Origin of the sequence: Streptomyces thermocarboxydovorans (assembly GCF_039524635.1) — a bacterium.
GTDB lineage: Bacteria > Actinomycetota > Actinomycetes > Streptomycetales > Streptomycetaceae > Streptomyces > Streptomyces thermocarboxydovorans.
Map to the genome: position 1 here is coordinate 25,041 of NZ_BAAAGU010000050.1, position 20,411 is coordinate 45,451.

The following is a 20,411-nucleotide window of genomic DNA, read 5'->3' on the forward strand; positions in this document are numbered from 1 at the left end:
GTCCGGGTGATCCTTCCGAAGCGGCGTAAGACGAGCCCCTCGGCGCCACTACACTGCTGCATTAATACGCGTCAGGCCCACAGCGTCGTGCGTCTTCCACGCGGCAAGCATCCCTCCACCGCCAGCGGCCGTCGGGACGGCCGTCCGCATTGGACTTGTGAGGACTCACGTGAGCTCGAAACCCGTCGTACTCATTGCTGAAGAGCTGTCGCCCGCCACCGTCGACGCGCTGGGGCCGGACTTCGAGATCCGCCACTGCAACGGAGCCGACCGCGCGGAGCTGCTCCCGGCCATCGCCGACGTGGACGCGATCCTGATCCGCTCGGCCACCAAGGTCGACGCGGAGGCGATCGCCGCGGCGAACAAGCTCAAGGTCGTCGCCCGCGCCGGCGTCGGCCTGGACAACGTCGACGTCTCCGCCGCCACCAAGGCCGGCGTGATGGTCGTCAACGCCCCCACCTCCAACATCGTGACGGCCGCGGAACTCGCCTGCGGTCTGATCATCGCCACCGCGCGCAACATCCCGCAGGCCAACGCCGCGCTGAAGAACGGCGAGTGGAAGCGGAGCAAGTACACGGGCGTCGAGCTCGCCGAGAAGACCCTCGGTGTCGTGGGTCTGGGGCGGATCGGCGCCCTCGTCGCACAGCGGATGAGCGCCTTCGGCATGAAGGTCGTCGCCTACGACCCCTATGTGCAGCCCGCGCGGGCCGCGCAGATGGGCGTCAAGGTGCTGTCCCTGGACGAGCTGCTCGAGGTCTCCGACTTCATCACCGTCCACCTGCCGAAGACCCCCGAGACCATCGGCCTCATCGGCGAGGAGGCGCTGCGCAAGGTCAAGCCGAGCGTGCGCATCATCAACGCCGCCCGCGGCGGCATCGTCGACGAGCAGGCGCTGTACTCGGCGCTCAAGGAGGGCCGGGTCGCCGGCGCCGGCCTCGACGTGTACGCCAAGGAGCCCTGCACCGACTCCCCGCTGTTCGAGTTCGACCAGGTGGTGTGCACCCCGCACCTCGGTGCCTCCACGGACGAGGCGCAGGAGAAGGCCGGTATCGCCGTCGCCCGCTCGGTGCGGCTCGCCCTCGCCGGTGAGCTGGTCCCGGACGCGGTGAACGTCCAGGGCGGTGTCATCGCCGAGGACGTCAAGCCGGGCCTGCCGCTCGCCGAGCGGCTCGGCCGGATCTTCACCGCGCTCGCGGGCGAGGTGGCCGTGCGGCTGGACGTCGAGGTGTACGGCGAGATCACCCAGCACGATGTGAAGGTGCTGGAGCTGTCCGCGCTCAAGGGCGTCTTCGAGGACGTCGTCGACGAGACGGTCTCCTACGTCAACGCGCCGCTGTTCGCGCAGGAGCGCGGTGTCGAGGTGCGGCTGACCACCAGCTCGGAGTCGGCCGACCACCGCAATGTGGTCACCGTGCGGGGCACGCTGGCCGACGGCGAGGAGATCTCGGTCTCCGGCACGCTGGCCGGGCCCAAGCACATCCAGAAGATCGTGGCGGTCGGCGAGTACGACGTCGACCTCGCGCTGGCCGACCACATGGTGGTGCTGCGGTACGAGGACCGGCCGGGTGTCGTCGGCACGGTGGGCCGCATCCTCGGCGAGGCGGGGCTGAACATCGCCGGTATGCAGGTCTCCCGGTCGACGGTCGGCGGTGAGGCGCTGGCGGTGCTGACGGTGGACGACACGGTGCCGGCGCCGGTGCTGAGCGAGGTTGCCTCGGAGATCGGGGCTACGTCGGCTCGGTCCGTGAATCTGGTCTAGGACCACGCGAGCGCCGGGTGAGTCCGAGTCGTTGCTCGACTCGCCCGGCGCTTTGCTGTGCTCAGTCGGCGATCCCGACGAGACCGCGGACACCGTGGGCGCCTTCTACGTCACCCTGATGACGGGCCTGATCGCCCAGTGGTCCTTCGACCCGGACTCCGCGCCGGAGGGCGGGCAGCTGGCCGCGGGCCTGCGCCGGGTGGTCGAGGCGGCCGGCGCTACAGGCGGTGCGCCTTGAGCGCCATGTGCAGCAGCAGGCGGTCCTCGCCGTCGTCCAGGTCCAGGCCGGTGAGCTGCTCGATGCGGGACAGGCGGTAGTACAGGGTCTGGCGGTGGATGCCCAGCTCGGCGGCGGTGCGGCCGGCCTGTCCGGCGCAGTCGAGATACACCTCGGCGGTGTGCGCCAGCTCGTAGTGGGCGGGGGAGAGCAGCGGGGTGACGGCGGGGTCGTGGGCCGCCTGCGGCGGCAGCGCGGTCAGCAGCCGGAAGGGGCCGATCGAGGCCCACTCGGTGACCGGGCCCAGCCGGGGCTCGGCCAGCGCCGCCCGGGCGGCCGCCGAGGCCTCCGTCCAGGCCGTGCCCAGCTCGGCGAGACCCGCGCGGGGCGGGGCGATCCCGGCCGCCGGGGTTCCCTTGGCGCCCGGGGTGCCGCTCTGCCGGGCCCGCTCCAGCAGCCGCGTGGCGGCGGTGCGCGCCGGGGCCAGCACATCGCTCGACCGCAGCCGCAGCAGCAGCGCCAGGGAGAGGGCGGTCGCGCCCCACGGCAGGGTGCACAGCGCCGTCGCACCCGGGATCGTGCGCACCGACGGGGCGTCGTCGGGGTCCGCCGAGGGCCAGGGGGCGACGCACAGCACCGTGTGCAGGCCCTCCCCGCGGGGGCCCAGCGCCGTGTGCAGCTCGGCGACCGCCATGTCGCGCTGCCAGCCGCGCTCCGCGGTGAGCACCGCCCGCAGCTCGCGGGTCAGGTCGGCGCCGTGCTGGGCCTCGTCCGCGAGCAGCGCGCCGATCCGGGCGGTCACCTCCATCGCCGACGCGAGCTGCCGCTCGGTCGGGCCGGGGTCGTAGTCCAGCAGCCACACATAGCCGTGCACCACACCCCGATGGCGTACCGGGAGGCAGATGCGTCCCCGGTGCACGCCCGCCTCCGGGGTGCGCGGGATGCGGACCGGGCCGGTCGCGCGGGCGATGCCGAAGGACTCGAACCAGGCGCGCACCGCGGGCGTCGAACGCCGGGTCAGGATCGAGCGGGTGCGCACCGGGTCCAGCGCGGACGGATCGAGGTCGCCCTCGTCGTCGTACGCGCCGAAGGCGATCAGCTCGAAGTCGCGGTTCTCCAGCGTCGCCGGAGCGCCGAGCAGCTGGGAGATCTCGTCCACCAGCTCCTGGTAGTCACCCCTGTATTCGGACGTCACCCGGGCATTCTCCCGCAGAATCCCGGGGCCTTCATACATCTGTCTGAGATCTGCGGCACGGATGCGTGACAGCTGTCGATGGCCCACGATCGGAGTCATCCTTAGGTTTCACGGTGGTTCTCCGTGCCGTCCCCGGGCCGTCGGGTGGCGGCCATCGACAGTTGTGGAGGTGCCCCGTGCTGGGTCCCGTGATTCTCGCCGCGTCGCGCAGCGACCGGATGCGACGCCTGATCTCGGCGGCCCCGGTGACCAAGCAGGTCGTCGACCGTTTCATCCCCGGCGAGACCGTCGACGACATCCTGCCGATCGTCCAGGAGCTCACCGGCAAGGGCCTGGAAGTGACCCTCGACGTCGTCGGCGAGGACATCACGACGCCCGAGCAGGCCGCCGCCGCCCGCGACGCCTACCTGGAGCTGATCGACCGGCTCAAGCCGCTGGAGCTCGGCACCCGGGCGGAGATGTCGGTGAAGCTGTCGATGTTCGGGCAGTCCCTCCCGTCGCCCACCACCGCCCTCGACGGAGGACCCTCCGGGTCCGCCCCCGCATTTCCCGCCGGTCACGAGCTGGCACTCGCCAACGTCCGCCCCGTCGTCGAGGCAGCCGCCGAGATCGGCACCACGGTCACCCTCGACGCCGAGGACCACACCACCCTGGACTCGATGTTCGCCATCCACGAGGAGCTGCGGAAGGACTTCCCGCAGACCGGCTGCGTCATCCAGTCCTACCTCTACCGCACCGAACAGGACGCGCGCCGCCTCGCCGCGAACGGCTCTCGCGTACGGTTGGTGAAGGGCGCCTACAAGGAGCCCGCCGAGGTCGCCTATCAGCAGAAGCACGAGATCGACAAGGCGTACGTACGCATCCTCCGGACGCTGATGGAGGGCGAGGGCTACCCGATGATCGGGTCCCACGACCCGCGCCTGATCACCATCGCCCAGGAACTCGCCCGCCGCGCCGGGCGAAAGCCCGGCGAGTACGAGTTCCAGATGCTCTACGGCATCCGCAGCGACGAGCACCTGCGCCTGGCCGCCGAGGGCCACCGCATGCGCGTCTACACGGCCTACGGCACCGACTGGTACGGCTACTTCATGCGCCGCCTGGCGGAGAAGCCGGCGAACCTGCGCTTCTTCGTCCGGTCGATGGTCAGCAAGGGCTGAGCCCGAACACCCGCTCAAGTCAAGGAGTTACGGAACCCATGGACGCTGTGACCCAGGTCCCCACCCCCGTCAACGAGCCGGTGCACGGCTACGCCCCCGGCTCGCCCGAGCGCGCCCGGCTGGAGGCCAGGCTCAAGGAGCTCGCCGAGAACCCCAGGGACCTCCCCTGCACCATCGGCGGTGAGAAGCGCCTCGGCGGCGGCGAGCCGTTCGAGGTGGTGCAGCCGCACAACCACAAGGCCGTCCTCGGCACCTTCCGCCACGCCACCCAGGCGGACGCCAAGGACGCCATCGACGCGGCGCTCGCCGCCGCGCCGGCCTGGCGTGCCATGTCCTTCGACGACCGCGCGGCGATCATCCTGCGCGCCGCCGAGCTGCTGGCCGGCCCCTGGCGCGAGACCATCGCCGCCGCCACCATGCTCGGGCAGTCCAAGACCGTCCAGCAGGCCGAGATCGACACCCCCTGCGAGCTGGTCGACTTCTGGCGCTTCAACGTGCACTACGCCCGGCAGATCCTCGCCGAGCAGCCCCCGGCCAACTCCCCGGGCGTGTGGAACCGCCTCGACCACCGTCCGCTCGAGGGCTTCGTCTACGCCATCACGCCGTTCAACTTCAGCGCCATCGCGGGCAACCTGCCCACCGCGCCCGCGCTGATGGGCAACGTCGTGGTGTGGAAGCCCGCCCCGACGCAGACCCTGGCCGCCGTGCTGCTCATGGAGCTGCTGGAGGAGGCCGGTCTGCCCAAGGGTGTCATCAACCTGCTCACCGGTGACGGCATCGAGGTCTCCAAGGTCGCCCTGGAGCACCGCGACCTCGCCGGCATCCACTTCACCGGCTCCACCAAGACCTTCCAGTACCTGTGGAAGACGGTCGGCAACAACATCGAGAAGTACCGCTCCTACCCGCGCCTGGTCGGCGAGACCGGCGGCAAGGACTTCGTCGTCGCCCACCCGAGCGCCGACCGCGCCGTGCTGAAGACCGCGCTGACCCGCGGTGCCTTCGAGTACCAGGGCCAGAAGTGCTCGGCCACCTCGCGGGCCTACATCCCGGCCTCCATCTGGAACTCCGGCTTCAAGGAGGAGTTCGCGGCCGAGGTCGACGGCATCGCCATGGGTGACGTCAGCGACCTGTCCAACTTCATCGGCGCCGTCATCGACGAGCGGGCCTTCGCCAAGAACAAGGCCGCCATCGACCGCGCCAAGGAGGACCCCACCTGCACCATCGTGGCGGGCGGCACCTACGACGACTCGGTCGGCTACTTCGTCCGCCCGACCGTCATCGAGTGCACCGACCCGGAGAACGAGGTCTTCCGCACCGAGTACTTCGGCCCGATCCTCGCCGTGTACGTCTACGAGGACGACAAGTACGACGAGATGCTGACGCAGATGGAGTCGGTCTCCGACTACGCGCTCACCGGCTCGGTCATCGCGGGCGACCGCGCTGCCGCGGCCTACACCATGGAGAAGCTGCGCTACGCGGCCGGCAACTTCTACATCAACGACAAGTCCACCGGCGCCGTGGTCGGCCAGCAGCCCTTCGGCGGTGGCCGCGCCTCCGGCACCAACGACAAGGCGGGCGCCCCGCAGAACCTGATGCGCTGGACGCTGACCCGCGCCATCAAGGAGACGCTGGTCCCGCCGACCGACTACACCTACCCGCACATGGGCTGACGGCCGCACATGGGCTGACGCCTTCCATCCCGGACGGGCCAGGTCTCCCCCCGGACCTGGCCCGTCCGCCCCTTCGGACCCGGCCGCGCGCCGGGTCCGTTCGTCTGCCCGGGACCGGGCACGCGTCGTCTGTCCGGGGCCTCGCACGCGTCCGCGCCGTCCGCTTGTCCGGATCCCTCCGCCCGTCCGCTCGGAAACGGATCACCGGTCCGATACTGGCCGCATGACCGTCTGGCTGCGCACCGCCCACACCGCCGACCTCGCCCCCGCCGAACTCGACGGGGTGCGGTCCCTGTTGACCGACGCCTTCGACGGCGACCTCGGCGAGGAGGACTGGGAGCACGCGCTGGGCGGCATGCATGTGCTGGCGCACGACGAGTCCGGCCTCGCCGCTCACGGCTCCGTCGTGATGCGGCGGGTGCGGCACCGGGAGCGGTGGCTGCGCGTCGGGTACGTCGAGGCCGTGGGGGTGCGCCGGGACGTGCGGCGGACCGGGCTCGGTGGCCGGGTGATGGCGGAGCTGGAGCGGATCGTCGACCGGGCGTACGACGCCGGGATGCTCTCCGCCAGCGACGAGGGCGCCCTGCTGTACCGGGCGCGCGGCTGGCGGTTGTGGAGCGGGCGGATCTTCGGGCTCGGCCCCGAGGGGGTGGTCCGGCTGGCCGAGGAGGAGGGCTGCACCTTCGTCCGGCCCGCGCTCGCGGGCCCGCTCGACCCCGCCCACGAGTTGGTGTTCGACTGGCGCGACGGCGACGTGCTCTGAGCATTTGCGCAGGTCAGGGGCGTGTGAGGCACCCCACTGTCTCAGATAGTAGGAAGTCCGACTAATTGTGGAGACAGAAGCGGGGCGCTCCTCTAGCTTTGTAGAAGCCGAACGTCTCGCTCGATCAAGCGATGGCGGTCCGGGCCGGACCCCGTGCAGGCAACCCCTGCGGTCCCCTTGGCCCACCGCCCCTTCCGGCGTCTCGAACCTCTGTTTTCCGCATTCCATGCACTCCGCCTGTGCTTTGCGCTTTCGAAGGAGTCGATCCCTCATGGCCGAGACGACCGTCCGCCGCCGCGTCCGCCACACCCGCTCCTCCAGCGAGTCCGACCGCCAGAACGCCGCCGCCGCGCTGCAGCGCGCCCTCGACCGCCGCGACAACGGGGGCTCCACGGGCCACTGACACATGCATGTCCGCATGGCGGACATGCAATGTCATCACGTGGGACGAGGAGTAGGGTGCCCGCATGTCTCGCAGCATCGATCTCGCAGTGATCCCCGGTGACGGCATCGGCCAGGAGGTAGTGGCCGAAGGCCTGAAGGTCCTCTCCGCCGTCCTCCCGCAGGATGTGAAGCTGGAGACCAAGGAGTACGACTTCGGCGCCCGCCGCTACCACGCCACCGGCGACACCCTCACCGACGCCGACCTGGAGCAGCTCAAGCAGCACGACGCCATTCTGCTCGGCGCCATCGGCGACCCCAGCGTCCCCTCCGGCGTCCTCGAGCGCGGCTTCCTGCTCAAGCTCCGCTTCGCCTTCGACCACCACGTCAACCTGCGCCCGTCCAAGCTCCTCCCGGGCGTGGCCACCCCGCTCGCCGGGCAGCCCGAGATCGACTTCATCGTCGTCCGCGAGGGCACCGAGGGCCCCTACACGGGCAACGGCGGCACCATCCGCAAGGGCACCCCGCACGAGGTCGCCACCGAGGTCTCCGTCAACACCGCCTTCGGTGTCGAGCGCGTGGTCCGCGACGCCTTCGAGCGCGCCCAGGCCCGCCCGCGCAAGAAGCTCACCCTGGTCCACAAGAACAACGTGCTGACCTTCGCCGGCCACCTGTGGACCAACATCTTCAACAAGGTGGCCGAGGAGTACCCGGAGGTCACCACCGACTACATCCACGTCGACGCCGCGACGATCTACCTCGTCACCGACCCCGGCCGCTTCGACGTGATCGTCACCGACAACCTCTTCGGCGACATCATCACCGACCTCGCCGCGGCCGTCTCCGGCGGCATCGGCGTCGCGGCCTCCGGCAACATCAACCCCAGCCGCGAGTTCCCGTCCATGTTCGAGCCGGTGCACGGCTCGGCCCCGGACATCGCCGGCCAGGGCAAGGCCGACCCCACCGCCACGGTCCTGTCCGTCGCCCTGCTGCTGCGCCACCTCGGCTACGACACCGAGGCCGACCGCATCGAGCAGGCCGTCTCCGCCGACCTCGCGGAGCGCGGCGCCCTGCCCGCCCGCAGCACCTCCGAGATCGGCGACGCGCTCGCCGTACGCGTAGCGGGCTGACCGGCGCGCGTTCGACTTCCCTCCGTAAGGCGAAGCCGCCGGGACGCACCCGGCGGCTTTCGCCTGCCCGAGCCGGGTGCCACCATTCGACCACCGGGCCGCATTCCCCCGTTCCGCCCGCGAGCGCCCCCGGGCGATAATCGAACGCGGAGCCGCGGAATGAGGGAATGCTCGGACGTCCTAGCATCGGCCACCGGCCGTGGGGGCGTGTGCGCGGCCCGTCACTACAACTCGGTGAAGGACAACCACTCATGACGACGCCCACGATCGAGCTCAAGCCCTCCGCCCACCCGCTCTCGGACGCGGAGCGGGAGGCGATCCTGGCCAACCCGGGATTCGGCCGCCACTTCACCGACCACATGGTGACGATCAAGTGGACCGAGGGGCGCGGCTGGCACGACGGCCAGCTCGTCCCCTACGCGCCGATCCAGCTCGACCCGGCGACCACCGTGCTGCACTACGCGCAGGAGATCTTCGAGGGGCTCAAGGCCTACCGCCAGCCCGACGGCTCGGTCGCCACCTTCCGGCCCGACCAGAACGCCAAGCGCTTCCAGCGGTCCGCGCGGCGGCTCGCCATGCCGGAGCTGCCGGTCGAGACGTTCATCGAGGCGTGCGACGCGCTGGTGAAGCAGGACAAGGCGTGGGTGCCGGCGCACGGCGGCGAGGAGTCGCTCTACCTGCGCCCGTTCATGATCGCCACCGAGGTGGGGCTCGGGGTGAAGCCGGCCAACGAGTACCTGTTCCTGGTGATCGCCTCGCCGGCCGGGGCGTACTTCCCCGGCGGTGTGAAGCCGGTCTCCATCTGGGTGTCCGAGAACCGGGTGCGGGCCGTGCCGGGCGGCATGGGTGCGGCCAAGACGGGCGGCAACTACGCGGCGTCGCTGCTCGCGCAGGCGGAGGCGGCGGCCAAGGGCTGCGACCAGGTGTGCTACCTCGACGCGGTGGAGCACAAGTGGGTCGAGGAGCTCGGCGGTATGAACCTGTACTTCGTGTACGGGGACAAGATCGTCACGCCCACGCTGACCGGCTCGATCCTGGAGGGCGTCACGCGTGACTCGCTGCTCACCGTGGCCCGGGACCTCGGCTACGAGGCGGTCGAGGAGCGGGTGTCCGTGGAGCAGTGGCAGCGGGACTCGGAGAACGGGAGCCTGACGGAGGTGTTCGCCTGCGGTACGGCGGCGGTGATCACCCCGGTCGGGACGGTCAAGCGGGCCGGGGCCGAGTGGCAGCAGTCGGGCGGGGAGCCGGGTGAGGTGACCCTGCGGCTGCGGAGCGCGCTGCTGGATATTCAGCGGGGGACGGCTGAGGACAAGCACGGGTGGATGCATCCGCTGGGCTGAGCGGCGTTGCTGGGGGCTCCGCCCCCAGACCCCCGGTTCCTGTGCCCACCCCGCCACCCGACTCGGTGGGTGGCGGGGTGGGCGTTCGGGTTTCTGAGTACTTCGTCGGTGGTGTCAGCTGACGAGCTGGTCGGCCGGTACCGGTTCCGTCGGTCGGGGAGTCGCCGGGCGGGACGAGGTCGTCAGGAGGTACGTCAGGCCGCCGGTGAGGGCGGAGAGGACGAAGCTGCAGTCGACGCCGCCGGTGAGTGGCAGCAGCGGGCCCTTGTAGGACGGCAGGGACACGGACAGGACGCCGACGAGCGCACCCGTCGCCCAGGAGAACGTGGCCGCCCGCGACGGTCGCCGCCGCGAGCAGGCCGTAGACCACGGCGTACGAGGTGTCACCGGCCGGCATCCCGGACATGCGGCCGAGCACCGCCACCATCACATCGCCTCCGATCCACACCGTCAGCGCGGTGTAGCCGAGGGCCAGCAGAAGACCCACGACCGAGCCCACCAGCCGGCCGCGCACCCCGAACTGGGCGCCGGAGGAGGTGGACAGGTTGGTCGCGGTACGCAGGGAGATCAGCGCCAGGGGCGCCGTGAGCAGGGTGCCCACCACCGTGCCCGCCACCACCGAGCTGACCGAGGCCCACCAGCCGAGACCGAAGGACGGCGGGAGCCAGCCGAAGACGATCACGCCCAGGCAGAGGTTGGAGCCCAGCAGGATCGACACCAGATCGCGCGGCCCGCTGGTGCGTTCCTCCTCGGGGATGGTGTCGACCCCGCGCTGTTCCATCGGCATGGCTGGTCTCCTTCGCCGGTCGCCGCACTGCCGCGGCAGGATGTTTGAGCGACGCTCAATGTGACCCCTGCCTTGGCTCCGCGTCAATGGTTGGAAAGCTGAAAACTTAGGTTTAGAGTGTCGCTCAAATTTGTGGAGCAGGGAGGTGCGCCGTCGTGCGACTGACACCCACCGAGCGGGACCGGCTGCTGCTGTTCTCGGCCGCCGAGCTCGCACGGGCCCGCCGGGCGCGCGGACTGCGGCTCAACGTGCCGGAGGCGACCGCGCTGATCGCCGACACCGTGTGCGAGGCCGCCCGCGACGGCGCCCGCCTCGCCGAGGCGATCGAGCGCGCCCGGTCCGTGCTCGGACCGGACGACGTGCTGCCGGGGGTCGCGGACGTGGTGACCGAGGTGCAGGTGGAGGCGGTCTTCGACGACGGCTCCCGCCTCGCGGTGGTCACCGATCCGATCGGCGGCCGGACCGGTGGTCCGGCCGGCGGCTCGCCGGGGCCGGACGCGCCCGGTGCGCTGCTGCCCGGGCCCGAGCATCCCGAGCCGGAGGCGTCGGTGCGGATCACCGTCACCAACACCGCCGCGGTGCCGGTCTCGGTCACCTCGCACTTCCACTTCTTCGAGGCCAACCCGCGGCTCGACTTCGACCGTGAGCGGGCCTACGGCATGCACCTCGCCGTACCGGCCGGCTCCTCGGTGCGCTTCGGGCCGGGGGAGAGCGCCGAGGTGGGGCTGGTGCCGATCGGCGGCGAGCGGATCGCCCACGGCTTCGCCGGCCTCGTCGACGGGCCGCTGGACGCACCGGGGGCCAAGGAGGAGGCCCTGCGCCGGGCCGCCGCCTGCGGATATCTGGGGGTCCCCGAACGCTTCGGGCGCCCGGCGGCCGACGCAGAGGAGGCCGCCCGATGAGCCGCCCCGGAGGGCACCCCGCCGAGGCCCGCCGCCTCACCCCGTACGAGTACGCCGCCACGCACGGCCCCCGCGCCGGTGACCGGATCCGGCTCGGCGACTCGGGGCTGACCGTCCGTGTCGAGTCGGACTCCCAGCGCCACGGGGACGAGTTCCTCGCCGGGTTCGGCAAGACCGCCCGCGACGGACTGCATCTGAAGGCCGCCGCCGTGCGCGAGACCTGCGACGTCGTGATCAGCAACGTCGTGGTGATCGACGCCGTGCAGGGCGTCCGCAAGGCGTCCATCGGCATCCGCGCGGGCCGTATCTGCGCCATCGGGCGGGCCGGGAACCCCGACACCCTGGACGGGGTGGACGTCGTCGTCGGCACCGGCACCTCGATCGTGTCCGGCGAGGGACTCATCGCCACCGCCGGGGCCGTCGACACCCATGTGCATCTGCTGTCGCCGCGCATCATGGAGGCCTCGCTCGCCTCCGGGGTGACCACGATCATCGGGCAGGAGTTCGGGCCCGTGTGGGGCGTGGGCGTCAACTCGCCCTGGGCGCTCGGGCACGCCTTCAACGCCTTCGACGCCTGGCCGGTCAACATCGGCTTCCTGGGCCGGGGTTCCTCCTCCCGCCCGGCGCCGCTGGTCGAGGCGCTGGCCGAGGGCGGGGCGTGCGGCTTCAAGGTGCACGAGGACATGGGCGCCCACACCCGGGCGCTGGACACGGCGCTGCGCGTGGCCGAGGAGCACGACGTCCAAGTCGCCCTGCACAGCGACGGGCTGAACGAGTGTCTGTCCGTGGAGGACACCCTGCGGGTGCTGGAGGGCCGGACCATCCACGCCTTCCACATCGAGGGCTGCGGCGGCGGGCACGTCCCGAACGTGCTGAGGATGGCGGGCGTGGAGAACGTCATCGGGTCCTCCACCAACCCCACCCTGCCGTTCGGGCGGGACGCGGTCGCCGAGCACTACGGCATGATCGTGTCCGTCCACGACCTCAAGACCGACCTGCCGGGCGACGCCGCCATGGCCCGCGACCGGATCCGGGCCGGGACCATGGGCGCCGAGGACGTCCTGCACGACCTGGGCGCCATCGGCATCACCTCCTCGGACGCTCAGGGCATGGGGCGGGCCGGTGAGACCGTGCGCCGCACCTTCGCCATGGCCGGGAAGATGAAGGCCGAGCGCGGCGGACCGGACGACCACGACAACGAGCGCGTGCTGCGCTACCTGGCCAAGCTCACCATCAACCCGGCCATCGCCCACGGCCTGGCCCACGAGGTCGGCTCCCTCGAGGTGGGCAAGCTCGCCGACATCGTGCTGTGGCGGCCGGAGTACTTCGGGGCCAAGCCGCAGCTCGTCCTCAAGGCCGGTTTCCCCGCCTACGGCGTCACCGGCGACCCCAACGCGGCCACCGACACCTGCGAACCCCTTGTCCTGGGGCCGCAGTTCGGGGCGCACGGCGCCACCCCGGCCGACCTCTCCGTGGCATTCGTCGCCGGGGCCGCCCTGGAGCAGGGGCACGACACCCTGCCGACCCGGCGCCGGCGGGTCGCCGTGCGCGGCACCCGCGGGATCGGACCCGCCGACCTGCTGCTCAACACCCGTACCGGACAGGTCGACGTCGACCAGCGCAACGGGCTGGTCACGCTCGACGGAGAACCGCTGCGCTCCGAGCCGGCCGAGTCCGTCTCCCTGAACCGCCTCTACTTCCTCTGAGGCTCCACCCCCTTTGAGGCTCCACTGCCTCCGAGGCCCACGCACGACCCTGCGGACTTATGAATTCGAGGACCCCCATGAATCCGAGGACCCACGCATGAACACGCCCGCCGCCGACGGCTTCCGCATGCCCGCGGAATGGGCCCCGCACGAGCGCACCTGGATGGCCTGGCCCGGCCCCAACCAGACCTTCTCCGACCCCGGGGAACTGGCCGCCGCCCGCGCGGCCTGGGCAGCGGTGGCCCGCGCGGTCCGCCGGTTCGAACCGGTCACGGTGGTGTGCGGCCCCGGCCAGGCGGCCGGGGCGCGGGCGCTGCTGGGCGAGGGGATCGACACGGTCGAACGCGAGCTGGACGACGCCTGGATGCGCGACATCGGCCCGACCTTCCTCACCGACGGCTCACGGCTCGCGGCCGTCGACTGGACGTTCAACGGCTGGGGCGCTCAGCCGTGGGCCCGCTGGGAGCACGACGCCAAGATCGCCGCCCATGTCGCCGACCTCGCGGGTGCACGCACCTACACCTCCCGCCTGGTCAACGAGGGCGGCGGCATCCATGTGGACGGCGAGGGCACCGTGCTGCTCACCGAGACGGTGCAGCTCGGCCCGGAGCGCAACCCCGGCTGGACCCGCGAGCAGGTCGAGGCGGAGATCCACGCCCACCTGGGCACCCGCAAGGCCATCTGGCTGCCGCGCGGACTCACCGGCGACTATCCGCCGTTCGGCTACGGCACCCTCGGACATGTCGACATCGTGGCCGCCTTCGCCCGGCCCGGCGTGGTCGTCGCCCACCGCCAGCCGGACCCGGCGCACCCCGACCACCAGGTGACCGAGGAGGCCATCGGCATCCTCAGGTCCGCCACCGACGCCCGGGGCCGCCGTCTGGAGGTCGTCGAGGTGCCCGCCCCGACCGTCCTGGAGGCCGACGGCCACTGGGCGGACTACTCCTACATCAACCACTACCTGTGCAACGGCGGCGTGGTCCTGTGCGCCTTCGGCGATCCCCGTGACGAGACGGCCGCCGGCATCTTCCGCCGGCTGCACCCGGGCCGGACCGTGACCCTGGTGGACGCGCGTACGATCTTCGCGGGTGGCGGGGGCATCCACTGCATCACCCAGCAGCAGCCGAAGATCTAGAACATCCGGGAGCAGTGCATGGCCGGTGGGCGCAGACAGGCTCCGCCGCGCGAGGACGTGCTCGCCGCCGCCATGGAGATGATCGCCGAGCGCGGCCTGGAGAAGCTCACCATGGCCGCGCTCGGCCGCACCGTCGGCATGAGCAGCGGGCATCTCGTCTACTACTTCCACAGCAAGGACGAGCTGCTGCTGCAGACCCTGGAGTGGAGCGAGGGCCGCCTGGGCGCCGCCCGCTCCCGACTGCTCGCCCGCGCCGCCCCCGCCCGCGAACGCCTCGGCGCCTACGTCGACCTGTACGTCCCCGACGGCCACCGCGACCCGCACTGGACGCTGTGGCTGGAGGTGTGGAACCGCTCGCAGAACGCCGACGACGACGCCCGTGACCGGCAGGCGGCCATCGAGGGTGCCTGGCACCGCGATCTGGTCGCGCTGCTCGCCGAGGGCATCTCGCGGGGCGAGTTCCGCCGGGTCGACCCCGACCGCTACGCAGCCCGGCTGCGCGCCCTGCTCGACGGCCTCTCCATCCATGTGGCGATCGGGCTGCGCGGCACCGACCGGCCCCAGGTCCTCGGCCACGTACGGGAGTTCCTCGAGGAGACACTGCTCGCAGACGCTTGAGAGGCCGCCCGGGTTGTACGTAGTACGTCCGACCCGGCGGCGGTCTACCTCTTCGACCGGCGCACCGGCACCACCGAGCGGATCAGCAACACCGACCGCTACGACAACCCGGCGTTCCTCCAGGACCTCAGCGCCGACGGCCGCCGTGTGCTCTGCACCCAGATGATCCCGCGCAGCTCCAACGGCGTCACCTGGGTGCACGACCGCCGCACCGGCACCGAGGAACGGGTCAACGTCAAGGAGGACGGCACCCCCTCCCCGCGGTACGCGCTGCCCGCCGCGCTCTCCGCGGACGGCACCAAGGTCGCCCTCAAGAGCTACGACGACCTGGCGCCCGGCGGCACCCCGGACTCCTCTCCTCTCTACGGTGACCTCGGTGAGCGCGGGCGTTCGGCACATCGGCTTCAGCAGCGGCTCGTCCCAGCTCGTCGCCGGTGACACCAACGGCAGCGTCGACGGGTTCCTGCGCCGGCTGCGCTGACCACCCATCGCCCGCATCCTGAGACAGCCGGGGAGCGCGGGGGCGGATTGTGCCAGACTGCCCCCGTGCTCTCGTTCGCCACGATTATTGGCAGCAGGCGCGCCGGTCCGCAGTGACCGTCACGTACGACACCGTACGGGCGGACACCGTCGTCCTCGACCCGCGCGCAGACCTCTCGCACCCGCGAGAGGTTTTTCTGTTTCCCGGCCCCACCCACCGCCGGGAGGCGAGCGCGAGGGACCATGGGGGGACGGTGGAGCCGGTCATTCCGGTAGACCGAGATCCAACTTCAGGAGCCTTCAGACCATGACCGCAACCAGCGAGCTCGACGACTCGTTCCACGTCTTCGACACCACTCTGCGCGACGGCGCCCAGCGCGAGGGCATCAACCTCACGGTCGCCGACAAGCTGGCCATCGCCCGGCACCTGGACGAGTTCGGCGTGGGCTTCATCGAGGGCGGCTGGCCGGGCGCCAACCCGCGGGACACCGAGTTCTTCGCCCGCGCACGGCAGGAGATCGAGTTCCAGCACGCCCAGCTGGTCGCCTTCGGCTCCACCCGCCGCGCGGGCACCACCGCCGACAAGGACCCGCAGGTCAAGGCGCTGCTGGAGTCCGGCGCCCCGGTCATCACCCTGGTCGCCAAGTCCCACGACCGGCATGTCGAGCTCGCCCTGCGCACCACCCTCGAGGAGAACCTGGAGATGGTCCGCGACACCGTCTCCTACCTGCGCGCCCAGGGCCGCCGGGTGTTCGTCGACTGCGAGCACTTCTTCGACGGATACCGCGCCAATCCCGAGTACGCCAAGAAGGTCGTCCGCACCGCCGCCGACGCCGGCGCCGACGTGGTGGTCCTGTGCGACACCAACGGCGGCATGCTCCCCGCCCAGATCCAGGCCGTGGTCTCGACCGTGCTCGCCGACACCGGCGCCCGCCTCGGCATCCACGCCCAGGACGACACCGGCTGCGCGGTCGCCAACACCCTCGCCGCCGTCGACGCCGGCGCCACCCATGTGCAGTGCACGGCCAACGGCTACGGCGAGCGGGTCGGCAACGCCAACCTGTTCCCGGTGGTGGCCGCGCTGGAGCTGAAGTACGGCAAGAAGGTGCTGCCCGAGGGCCGGCTGCGCGAGATGACCCGCATCTCCCACGCCATCGCCGAGGTCGTCAACCTCACCCCCTCCACCCACCAGCCCTACGTCGGCCTCTCCGCCTTCGCGCACAAGGCCGGGCTGCACGCCTCCGCCATCAAGGTCGACCCGGACCTGTACCAGCACATCGACCCCGAGCAGGTCGGCAACACCATGCGGATGCTGGTCTCCGACATGGCCGGACGCGCCTCCGTCGAGCTCAAGGGCAAGGAGCTCGGCATCGACCTCGGCGACGACCGCGAGCTGGTCGCCCGGGTCGTCGAACGGGTCAAGGAGCGCGAGCTCGAGGGCTACACCTACGAGGCCGCCGACGCCTCCTTCGAGCTGCTGCTGCGCGCCGAGGCCGAGGGCAAGCCGCTGAAGTACTTCCAGGTCGAGTCCTGGCGCGCCATCGTCGAGGACCGCCCCGACGGCAGCCACGCCAACGAGGCCACGGTGAAGCTGTGGGCCAAGAGCGAGCGCATCGTCGCCACCGCCGAGGGCAACGGCCCGGTCAACGCCCTCGACCGCGCCCTGCGGGTCGCCCTGGAGAAGATCTACCCGCAGCTCGCCAAGCTGGAGCTGGTCGACTACAAGGTGCGCATCCTCGAGGGCAAGCACGGCACCCAGTCCACCACCCGGGTGCTGATCTCCACCTCCGACGGCGCGGGGGAGTGGTCCACGGTCGGCGTCGCGGAGAACGTGATCGCCGCGTCCTGGCAGGCCCTGGAGGACGCCTACACCTACGGCCTGCTCCGCGCGGGCGTCGCACCGGCCGGGTAACCGGCCCCGGCGCTCGGGCATCCGGTCCCGGCGGGGCGGGCAGTGCAAGTTCCCGCCGGGAGGTATGTCCGTTTGTGCACCGGTTCGGGTAGCTTCGAACATATGAAGGCCGCACCGCTGCGTACCCTCGTACGCCTTTTGATCGTGCCGATCGCCGCCGCGCTGGCGGCGCTGCTGGCCGGTGCGCCGGGTGCGCATGCGGCCACCGACGACCTCTCGGCCGTCGCCGCCGGGCTGCGCGAGAGTCCCGTCTACGTGGATCCCGGGGCCCGGGACATCCTGTCGGCGTCGGACGCCGAGGCGCTCGCCGACAAGATCGAGGACGCCGGCAAGCCCGTCTTCGTCGCCGTCCTCCCGGCCGACTTCCCGACCGGCGACCAGTTCTGGCGCGAGCTGCGCACCGAGACCGGCATCACCGGCCTGTACGGGGTCCGGCTCGGCGACCGCTTCGACGCCCGCGCCGACAGCAGCGTGCTGAGCAACCAGGGCGTGCAGAACCTGGTCGCCTCCGTGCAGGACGCCGGCGACGCCAAGGCCCAGCTGAACGACTTCGTCGACAGCGCGCTGCGCAACCTCGGCGGTTCGGCGCCGGGCTCCTGGGACGAGGGCGGCGGCGTGGACGTCCCGGTCGGCGGCCTGATCACCACCGGTGCGCTGCTCGCCGCGGGCGGTGCGGGCGCCTACGCCATGGTCCGCCGCAACCGGCGGCGCCACGAGGAGGAGCAGCGGGCCGCGCTGGAGAAGCTGCGCGTGGTGGTCGACGAGGACATCACCGCCTTCGGCGAGGAGCTGGACCGGCTCGACTTCCACCCCGGCGAACCGGGTGCCGACGACGCGATGCGCGCCGACTACGAGCGTGCGCTGGACGCCTATGAGCAGTCCAAACAGCTGATAGAGCAGGCCCGCAAGCCGGAGGACGTGCGGGCGGTCACCCAGGCCGTGGAGGACGGCCGCTTCGCCCTGGCCTGCCTCGCCGCCCGCCGCGAGGGCCGCGAGCTGCCCGAGCGGCGCTCGCCCTGCTTCTTCGACCCGCGTCACGGCCCCTCGGTCGCCGACGCGCCCTGGACTCCGCCGGGCGGTGCCGAGCGCGAGGTCCCGGTCTGCGAGGCCGACCGTGTCCGCCTGGCCGAGGGCCGGGACCCGGCGGTCCGCGAGGTCGACACCGAGTACGGACGCCGCCCCTACTGGGAGGCGGGCCCGGCCTACGGCCCCTGGGCGGGCGGCTACTTCGGCGGCGGCATCCTGCCCGGCCTGCTCATCGGCACCATGCTCGGCAACATGATGGCCGGCTCCGCCTACGCGGCCGACTACGGCGCCGGCTACGGCGACTTCGGCGGCTACGAGGGCGGCGACGTCTCCGGCGCGGACTTCGACGGCGGCTTCGGCGGAGGTTTCGGCGGCGGAGACTTCGGCGGCGGCGGTGACTTCGGGGGCGGATTCTGAGGCTTCCTGCAGCTGCCGGGCGCCCGCACACCGAGCGCCCGCCCCTCCCCACGGGGTGTGGGAGGGGCGGGCGCGCTCGGAGTGTCCGGTCCCGGGCGGCGGGACCGGGCGATCCGGTCAGGCCTTGCGGATCGCCGAGATGTCGAAGTTCAGCTTGATCTTGTCCGAGACCAGGACGCCGCCCGTCTCCAGCGCCGCGTTCCAGGTCAGACCCCAGTCGGAGCGCAGGATCTCGGCCTTGCCCTCGAAGCCCACGCGCTCGTTGCCGAACGGGTCCTTGGCGGCGCCGTTGAACTCCAGGTCGATGGTGATCGGCTTGGTGACGTCGCGGATCGTCAGATCACCGGTGATGCGGTAATGGTCGCCGCCGAGGGCCTCCGCGTTGGTCGAGCGGAAGGTCATCGTCGGGTACTTCTCCGTGTCGAAGAACTCCGCGCTCCTCAGGTGGTTGTCACGGTCGGCGTTGCCGGTGTCGATGCTGTCCATCACCACGTCGATCGAGGCGGTGGACTTCGACGGGTCGGTGCCGTCCAGGTGCAGGGTGCCGCTGAACTCCCGGAACTCGCCCTTCACATTGGTCACCATCGCGTGCCGCGCGGTGAAGCCGAGGGTGGTGTGGGCGGGGTCGATGGTGTAGTCGCCGGTCAGCGCGGCGAGGTCCGGGTTCACCGTGGCCGTGGCGGTCGCGGTGTCGTTGTCGCTGCGGTTGAAGATGCCCATGATCTTCCTCCTGTAGGGGACGGCCGTTGGTGTCGAGACCACGTTTAACGTTCAACTAACTCAACAGCACTCACCGTAGACCTATTCCCTTAAACATTCAACATCTTCGGGCGGGTGTCGCGATTGGATCACCCGACCGGGTGGTACACGGGAGTGCGTGCCCTCGGTCGCGGTCCTGGTCGAGCTGCTGCGACGCGACACGTCGGGCGGTCAGGTGAAGTGCTGGGAGCACTTCGCGCACAGCGCCGCCCGGCTGCCCGCCGGCAGCGGACTCGACCTGACGGTCTACTTCCTCGGCGAGCGCGAACACGTCGACCACCTCGCGCCGCACGTCCGGCTGGTCATGCTCCGCCCGCTGCTCAGCTCGGCGCCGTTCCGGTCCGCGGAGAGCGCGGAGGACCCCTGCGACCTCGCGCCCCGTCACCCCCGGCTCGCCGCGCTGCTGCCCCGGCACGACGTCTGGCACCTCACCCACAGCTTCGCCTTCGCCACCACCGCCGTACGGCTCGCCCGCAGACGGCCCGAGGGCCGGCGCCCCCGGCTCGTCGCCTCCGTGCACACCGACGTCCCGCTGCTGGCCTCCGTCTACGCCCGCTGCCTGGCCGGCCGGTGGCTGCCCGGCTCGCATCCGGCGGCCGGCGACTTCCTCGCCGAGCACGCGGAACGCGCCCTGCGCCGGCGCCGGGACCGGCTGCTGGACGCCTGCGAGAAGGTGCTCGTCCCCACGGCGCAGGCCCGCGCGGAACTCGCCCGCACCCTCGGGCCGCACCGGGTGGCCATGCTGCGCCGCGGCACCGACCACGCCCGCTTCCGGCCCGACCCCGGCGCCCGTGCCTGGCTCCTCGCCACGGGGAGCCGGACCGCATCCGGGAACGGAACAGGGGGTCCTCCCTTCGTATCCCGGCGGGCCCGGACCCGTGCTGCGCATACGCCCGCCTGGCGGCACCCCGCGGCCCGCAGGGGTGGTCCTGCCGCGACGGCGGCCCGGCCGCCGGATTTCGCGGTACGGCCCACCGGACCGGGTGAGCCGTACCCCGGCGGACGGACCCCCAGCACTGGCGGAGGGGGCCGGGGCCGGGTGTGCTGGAAGCCGAGG

General features: G+C 71.7%; 18 protein-coding genes and 2 pseudogenes. 16 read left to right on the forward strand and 4 right to left on the reverse strand.

All coding sequences use genetic code 11. The features are described from left to right. The first annotated feature begins 169 nt into the window (after positions 1–169). Together serA and ABD198_RS22500 are read left to right on the forward strand one after the other, a co-directional pair. Positions 170–1,759, forward strand: coding sequence for a phosphoglycerate dehydrogenase (gene serA / locus ABD198_RS22495; protein ID WP_344004948.1), 1,590 nt, complete (start codon positions 170–172; stop codon positions 1,757–1,759). Positions 1,760–1,790: 31 nt separating this feature from the next. Beyond that, positions 1,791–1,997: a hypothetical protein gene (locus ABD198_RS22500; protein WP_425580526.1), complete on the forward strand. Its 207-nt coding sequence runs from the start codon at positions 1,791–1,793 to the stop codon at positions 1,995–1,997. On the opposite strand, the gene ABD198_RS22505 is transcribed toward ABD198_RS22500, so the two are convergent. Further along, a complete protein-coding gene (locus ABD198_RS22505; RefSeq protein ID WP_344004951.1) occupies positions 1,978–3,210 on the reverse strand; it encodes a PucR family transcriptional regulator in 1,233 nt (410 codons plus the stop codon). The two genes, ABD198_RS22500 and ABD198_RS22505, sit on opposite strands and share 20 nt — an antisense overlap. 137 nt (positions 3,211–3,347) lie before the next feature. Here ABD198_RS22505 and ABD198_RS22510 point away from each other — a divergent pair, with 137 nt between their 5' ends. From ABD198_RS22510 to ABD198_RS22535, 6 genes are all read left to right on the forward strand, one after another. Continuing rightward, on the forward strand, positions 3,348–4,328 hold the full coding sequence (locus ABD198_RS22510) for a proline dehydrogenase family protein (protein WP_344004954.1): 981 nt from the start codon (positions 3,348–3,350) through the stop codon (positions 4,326–4,328). A gap of 38 nt (positions 4,329–4,366) precedes the next feature. After that, positions 4,367–5,998 carry an L-glutamate gamma-semialdehyde dehydrogenase gene (gene pruA / locus ABD198_RS22515; RefSeq protein WP_344004957.1) on the forward strand — a complete coding sequence of 544 codons (1,632 nt, stop codon included), beginning with the start codon at positions 4,367–4,369 and terminating at the stop codon, positions 5,996–5,998. 223 nt (positions 5,999–6,221) lie between these two features. Then, positions 6,222–6,761: a GNAT family N-acetyltransferase gene (locus tag ABD198_RS22520; RefSeq protein ID WP_344004960.1), complete on the forward strand. Its 540-nt coding sequence runs from the start codon at positions 6,222–6,224 to the stop codon at positions 6,759–6,761. Between the two features lie 271 nt (positions 6,762–7,032). Further along, complete coding sequence (locus ABD198_RS22525) at positions 7,033–7,164, forward strand: hypothetical protein (RefSeq protein WP_277350731.1); 132 nt, start codon at positions 7,033–7,035, stop codon at positions 7,162–7,164. Positions 7,165–7,228: 64 nt separating this feature from the next. Next, on the forward strand, positions 7,229–8,272 hold the full coding sequence (locus ABD198_RS22530; RefSeq protein ID WP_344004966.1) for a 3-isopropylmalate dehydrogenase: 1,044 nt from the start codon (positions 7,229–7,231) through the stop codon (positions 8,270–8,272). Between the two features lie 251 nt (positions 8,273–8,523). Further along, positions 8,524–9,612, forward strand: coding sequence for a branched-chain amino acid aminotransferase (locus ABD198_RS22535; protein WP_344004969.1), 1,089 nt, complete (start codon positions 8,524–8,526; stop codon positions 9,610–9,612). A gap of 114 nt (positions 9,613–9,726) precedes the next feature. Here the strand turns inward: ABD198_RS22535 and ABD198_RS22540 are convergent, their stop codons facing one another. Further along, positions 9,727–9,999, reverse strand: coding sequence for a hypothetical protein (locus ABD198_RS22540; protein ID WP_344005029.1), 273 nt, complete (start codon positions 9,997–9,999; stop codon positions 9,727–9,729). Continuing rightward, positions 9,944–10,399: pseudogene (locus ABD198_RS22545) on the reverse strand (cytosine permease); the annotation flags it as partial. The pseudogene ABD198_RS22545 and the gene ABD198_RS22540, both read right to left, overlap by 56 nt. A 155-nt stretch (positions 10,400–10,554) precedes the next feature. On the opposite strand from ABD198_RS22545, the gene ureA reads away from it, so the two are divergent. From ureA to ABD198_RS22580, 7 genes are all read left to right on the forward strand, one after another. Next, entirely contained in the window at positions 10,555–11,301 is a 747-nt protein-coding gene (ureA, locus tag ABD198_RS22550) for an urease subunit gamma (RefSeq protein ID WP_344004972.1), read from the forward strand. Continuing rightward, a complete protein-coding gene (locus ABD198_RS22555) occupies positions 11,298–13,007 on the forward strand; it encodes an urease subunit alpha (RefSeq protein ID WP_344004975.1) in 1,710 nt (569 codons plus the stop codon). Before ureA ends, ABD198_RS22555 begins: the two co-directional genes overlap by 4 nt. A gap of 97 nt (positions 13,008–13,104) precedes the next feature. Then, positions 13,105–14,142: an agmatine deiminase family protein gene (locus ABD198_RS22560; RefSeq protein WP_344004978.1), complete on the forward strand. Its 1,038-nt coding sequence runs from the start codon at positions 13,105–13,107 to the stop codon at positions 14,140–14,142. A gap of 18 nt (positions 14,143–14,160) precedes the next feature. Beyond that, complete coding sequence (locus tag ABD198_RS22565; RefSeq protein WP_344004981.1) at positions 14,161–14,760, forward strand: TetR/AcrR family transcriptional regulator; 600 nt, start codon at positions 14,161–14,163, stop codon at positions 14,758–14,760. 147 nt (positions 14,761–14,907) lie between these two features. Next, on the forward strand, positions 14,908–15,198 hold the full coding sequence (locus ABD198_RS22570) for a hypothetical protein (RefSeq protein WP_344004984.1): 291 nt from the start codon (positions 14,908–14,910) through the stop codon (positions 15,196–15,198). 349 nt (positions 15,199–15,547) lie between these two features. Further along, positions 15,548–17,152 carry a citramalate synthase gene (gene cimA, locus ABD198_RS22575; protein WP_344004987.1) on the forward strand — a complete coding sequence of 535 codons (1,605 nt, stop codon included), beginning with the start codon at positions 15,548–15,550 and terminating at the stop codon, positions 17,150–17,152. 102 nt (positions 17,153–17,254) lie between these two features. Continuing rightward, entirely contained in the window at positions 17,255–18,595 is a 1,341-nt protein-coding gene (locus ABD198_RS22580; RefSeq protein ID WP_344004990.1) for a hypothetical protein, read from the forward strand. A 117-nt stretch (positions 18,596–18,712) separates the two neighbouring features. Here the strand turns inward: ABD198_RS22580 and ABD198_RS22585 are convergent, their stop codons facing one another. Continuing rightward, complete coding sequence (locus tag ABD198_RS22585) at positions 18,713–19,315, reverse strand: YceI family protein (RefSeq protein WP_344004993.1); 603 nt, start codon at positions 19,313–19,315, stop codon at positions 18,713–18,715. Positions 19,316–19,529: 214 nt separating this feature from the next. On the opposite strand from ABD198_RS22585, the pseudogene ABD198_RS22590 reads away from it, so the two are divergent. Then, a pseudogene (locus ABD198_RS22590) lies at positions 19,530–20,111 on the forward strand (glycosyltransferase); the annotation flags it as partial. Positions 20,112–20,411: the final 300 nt, after the last annotated feature.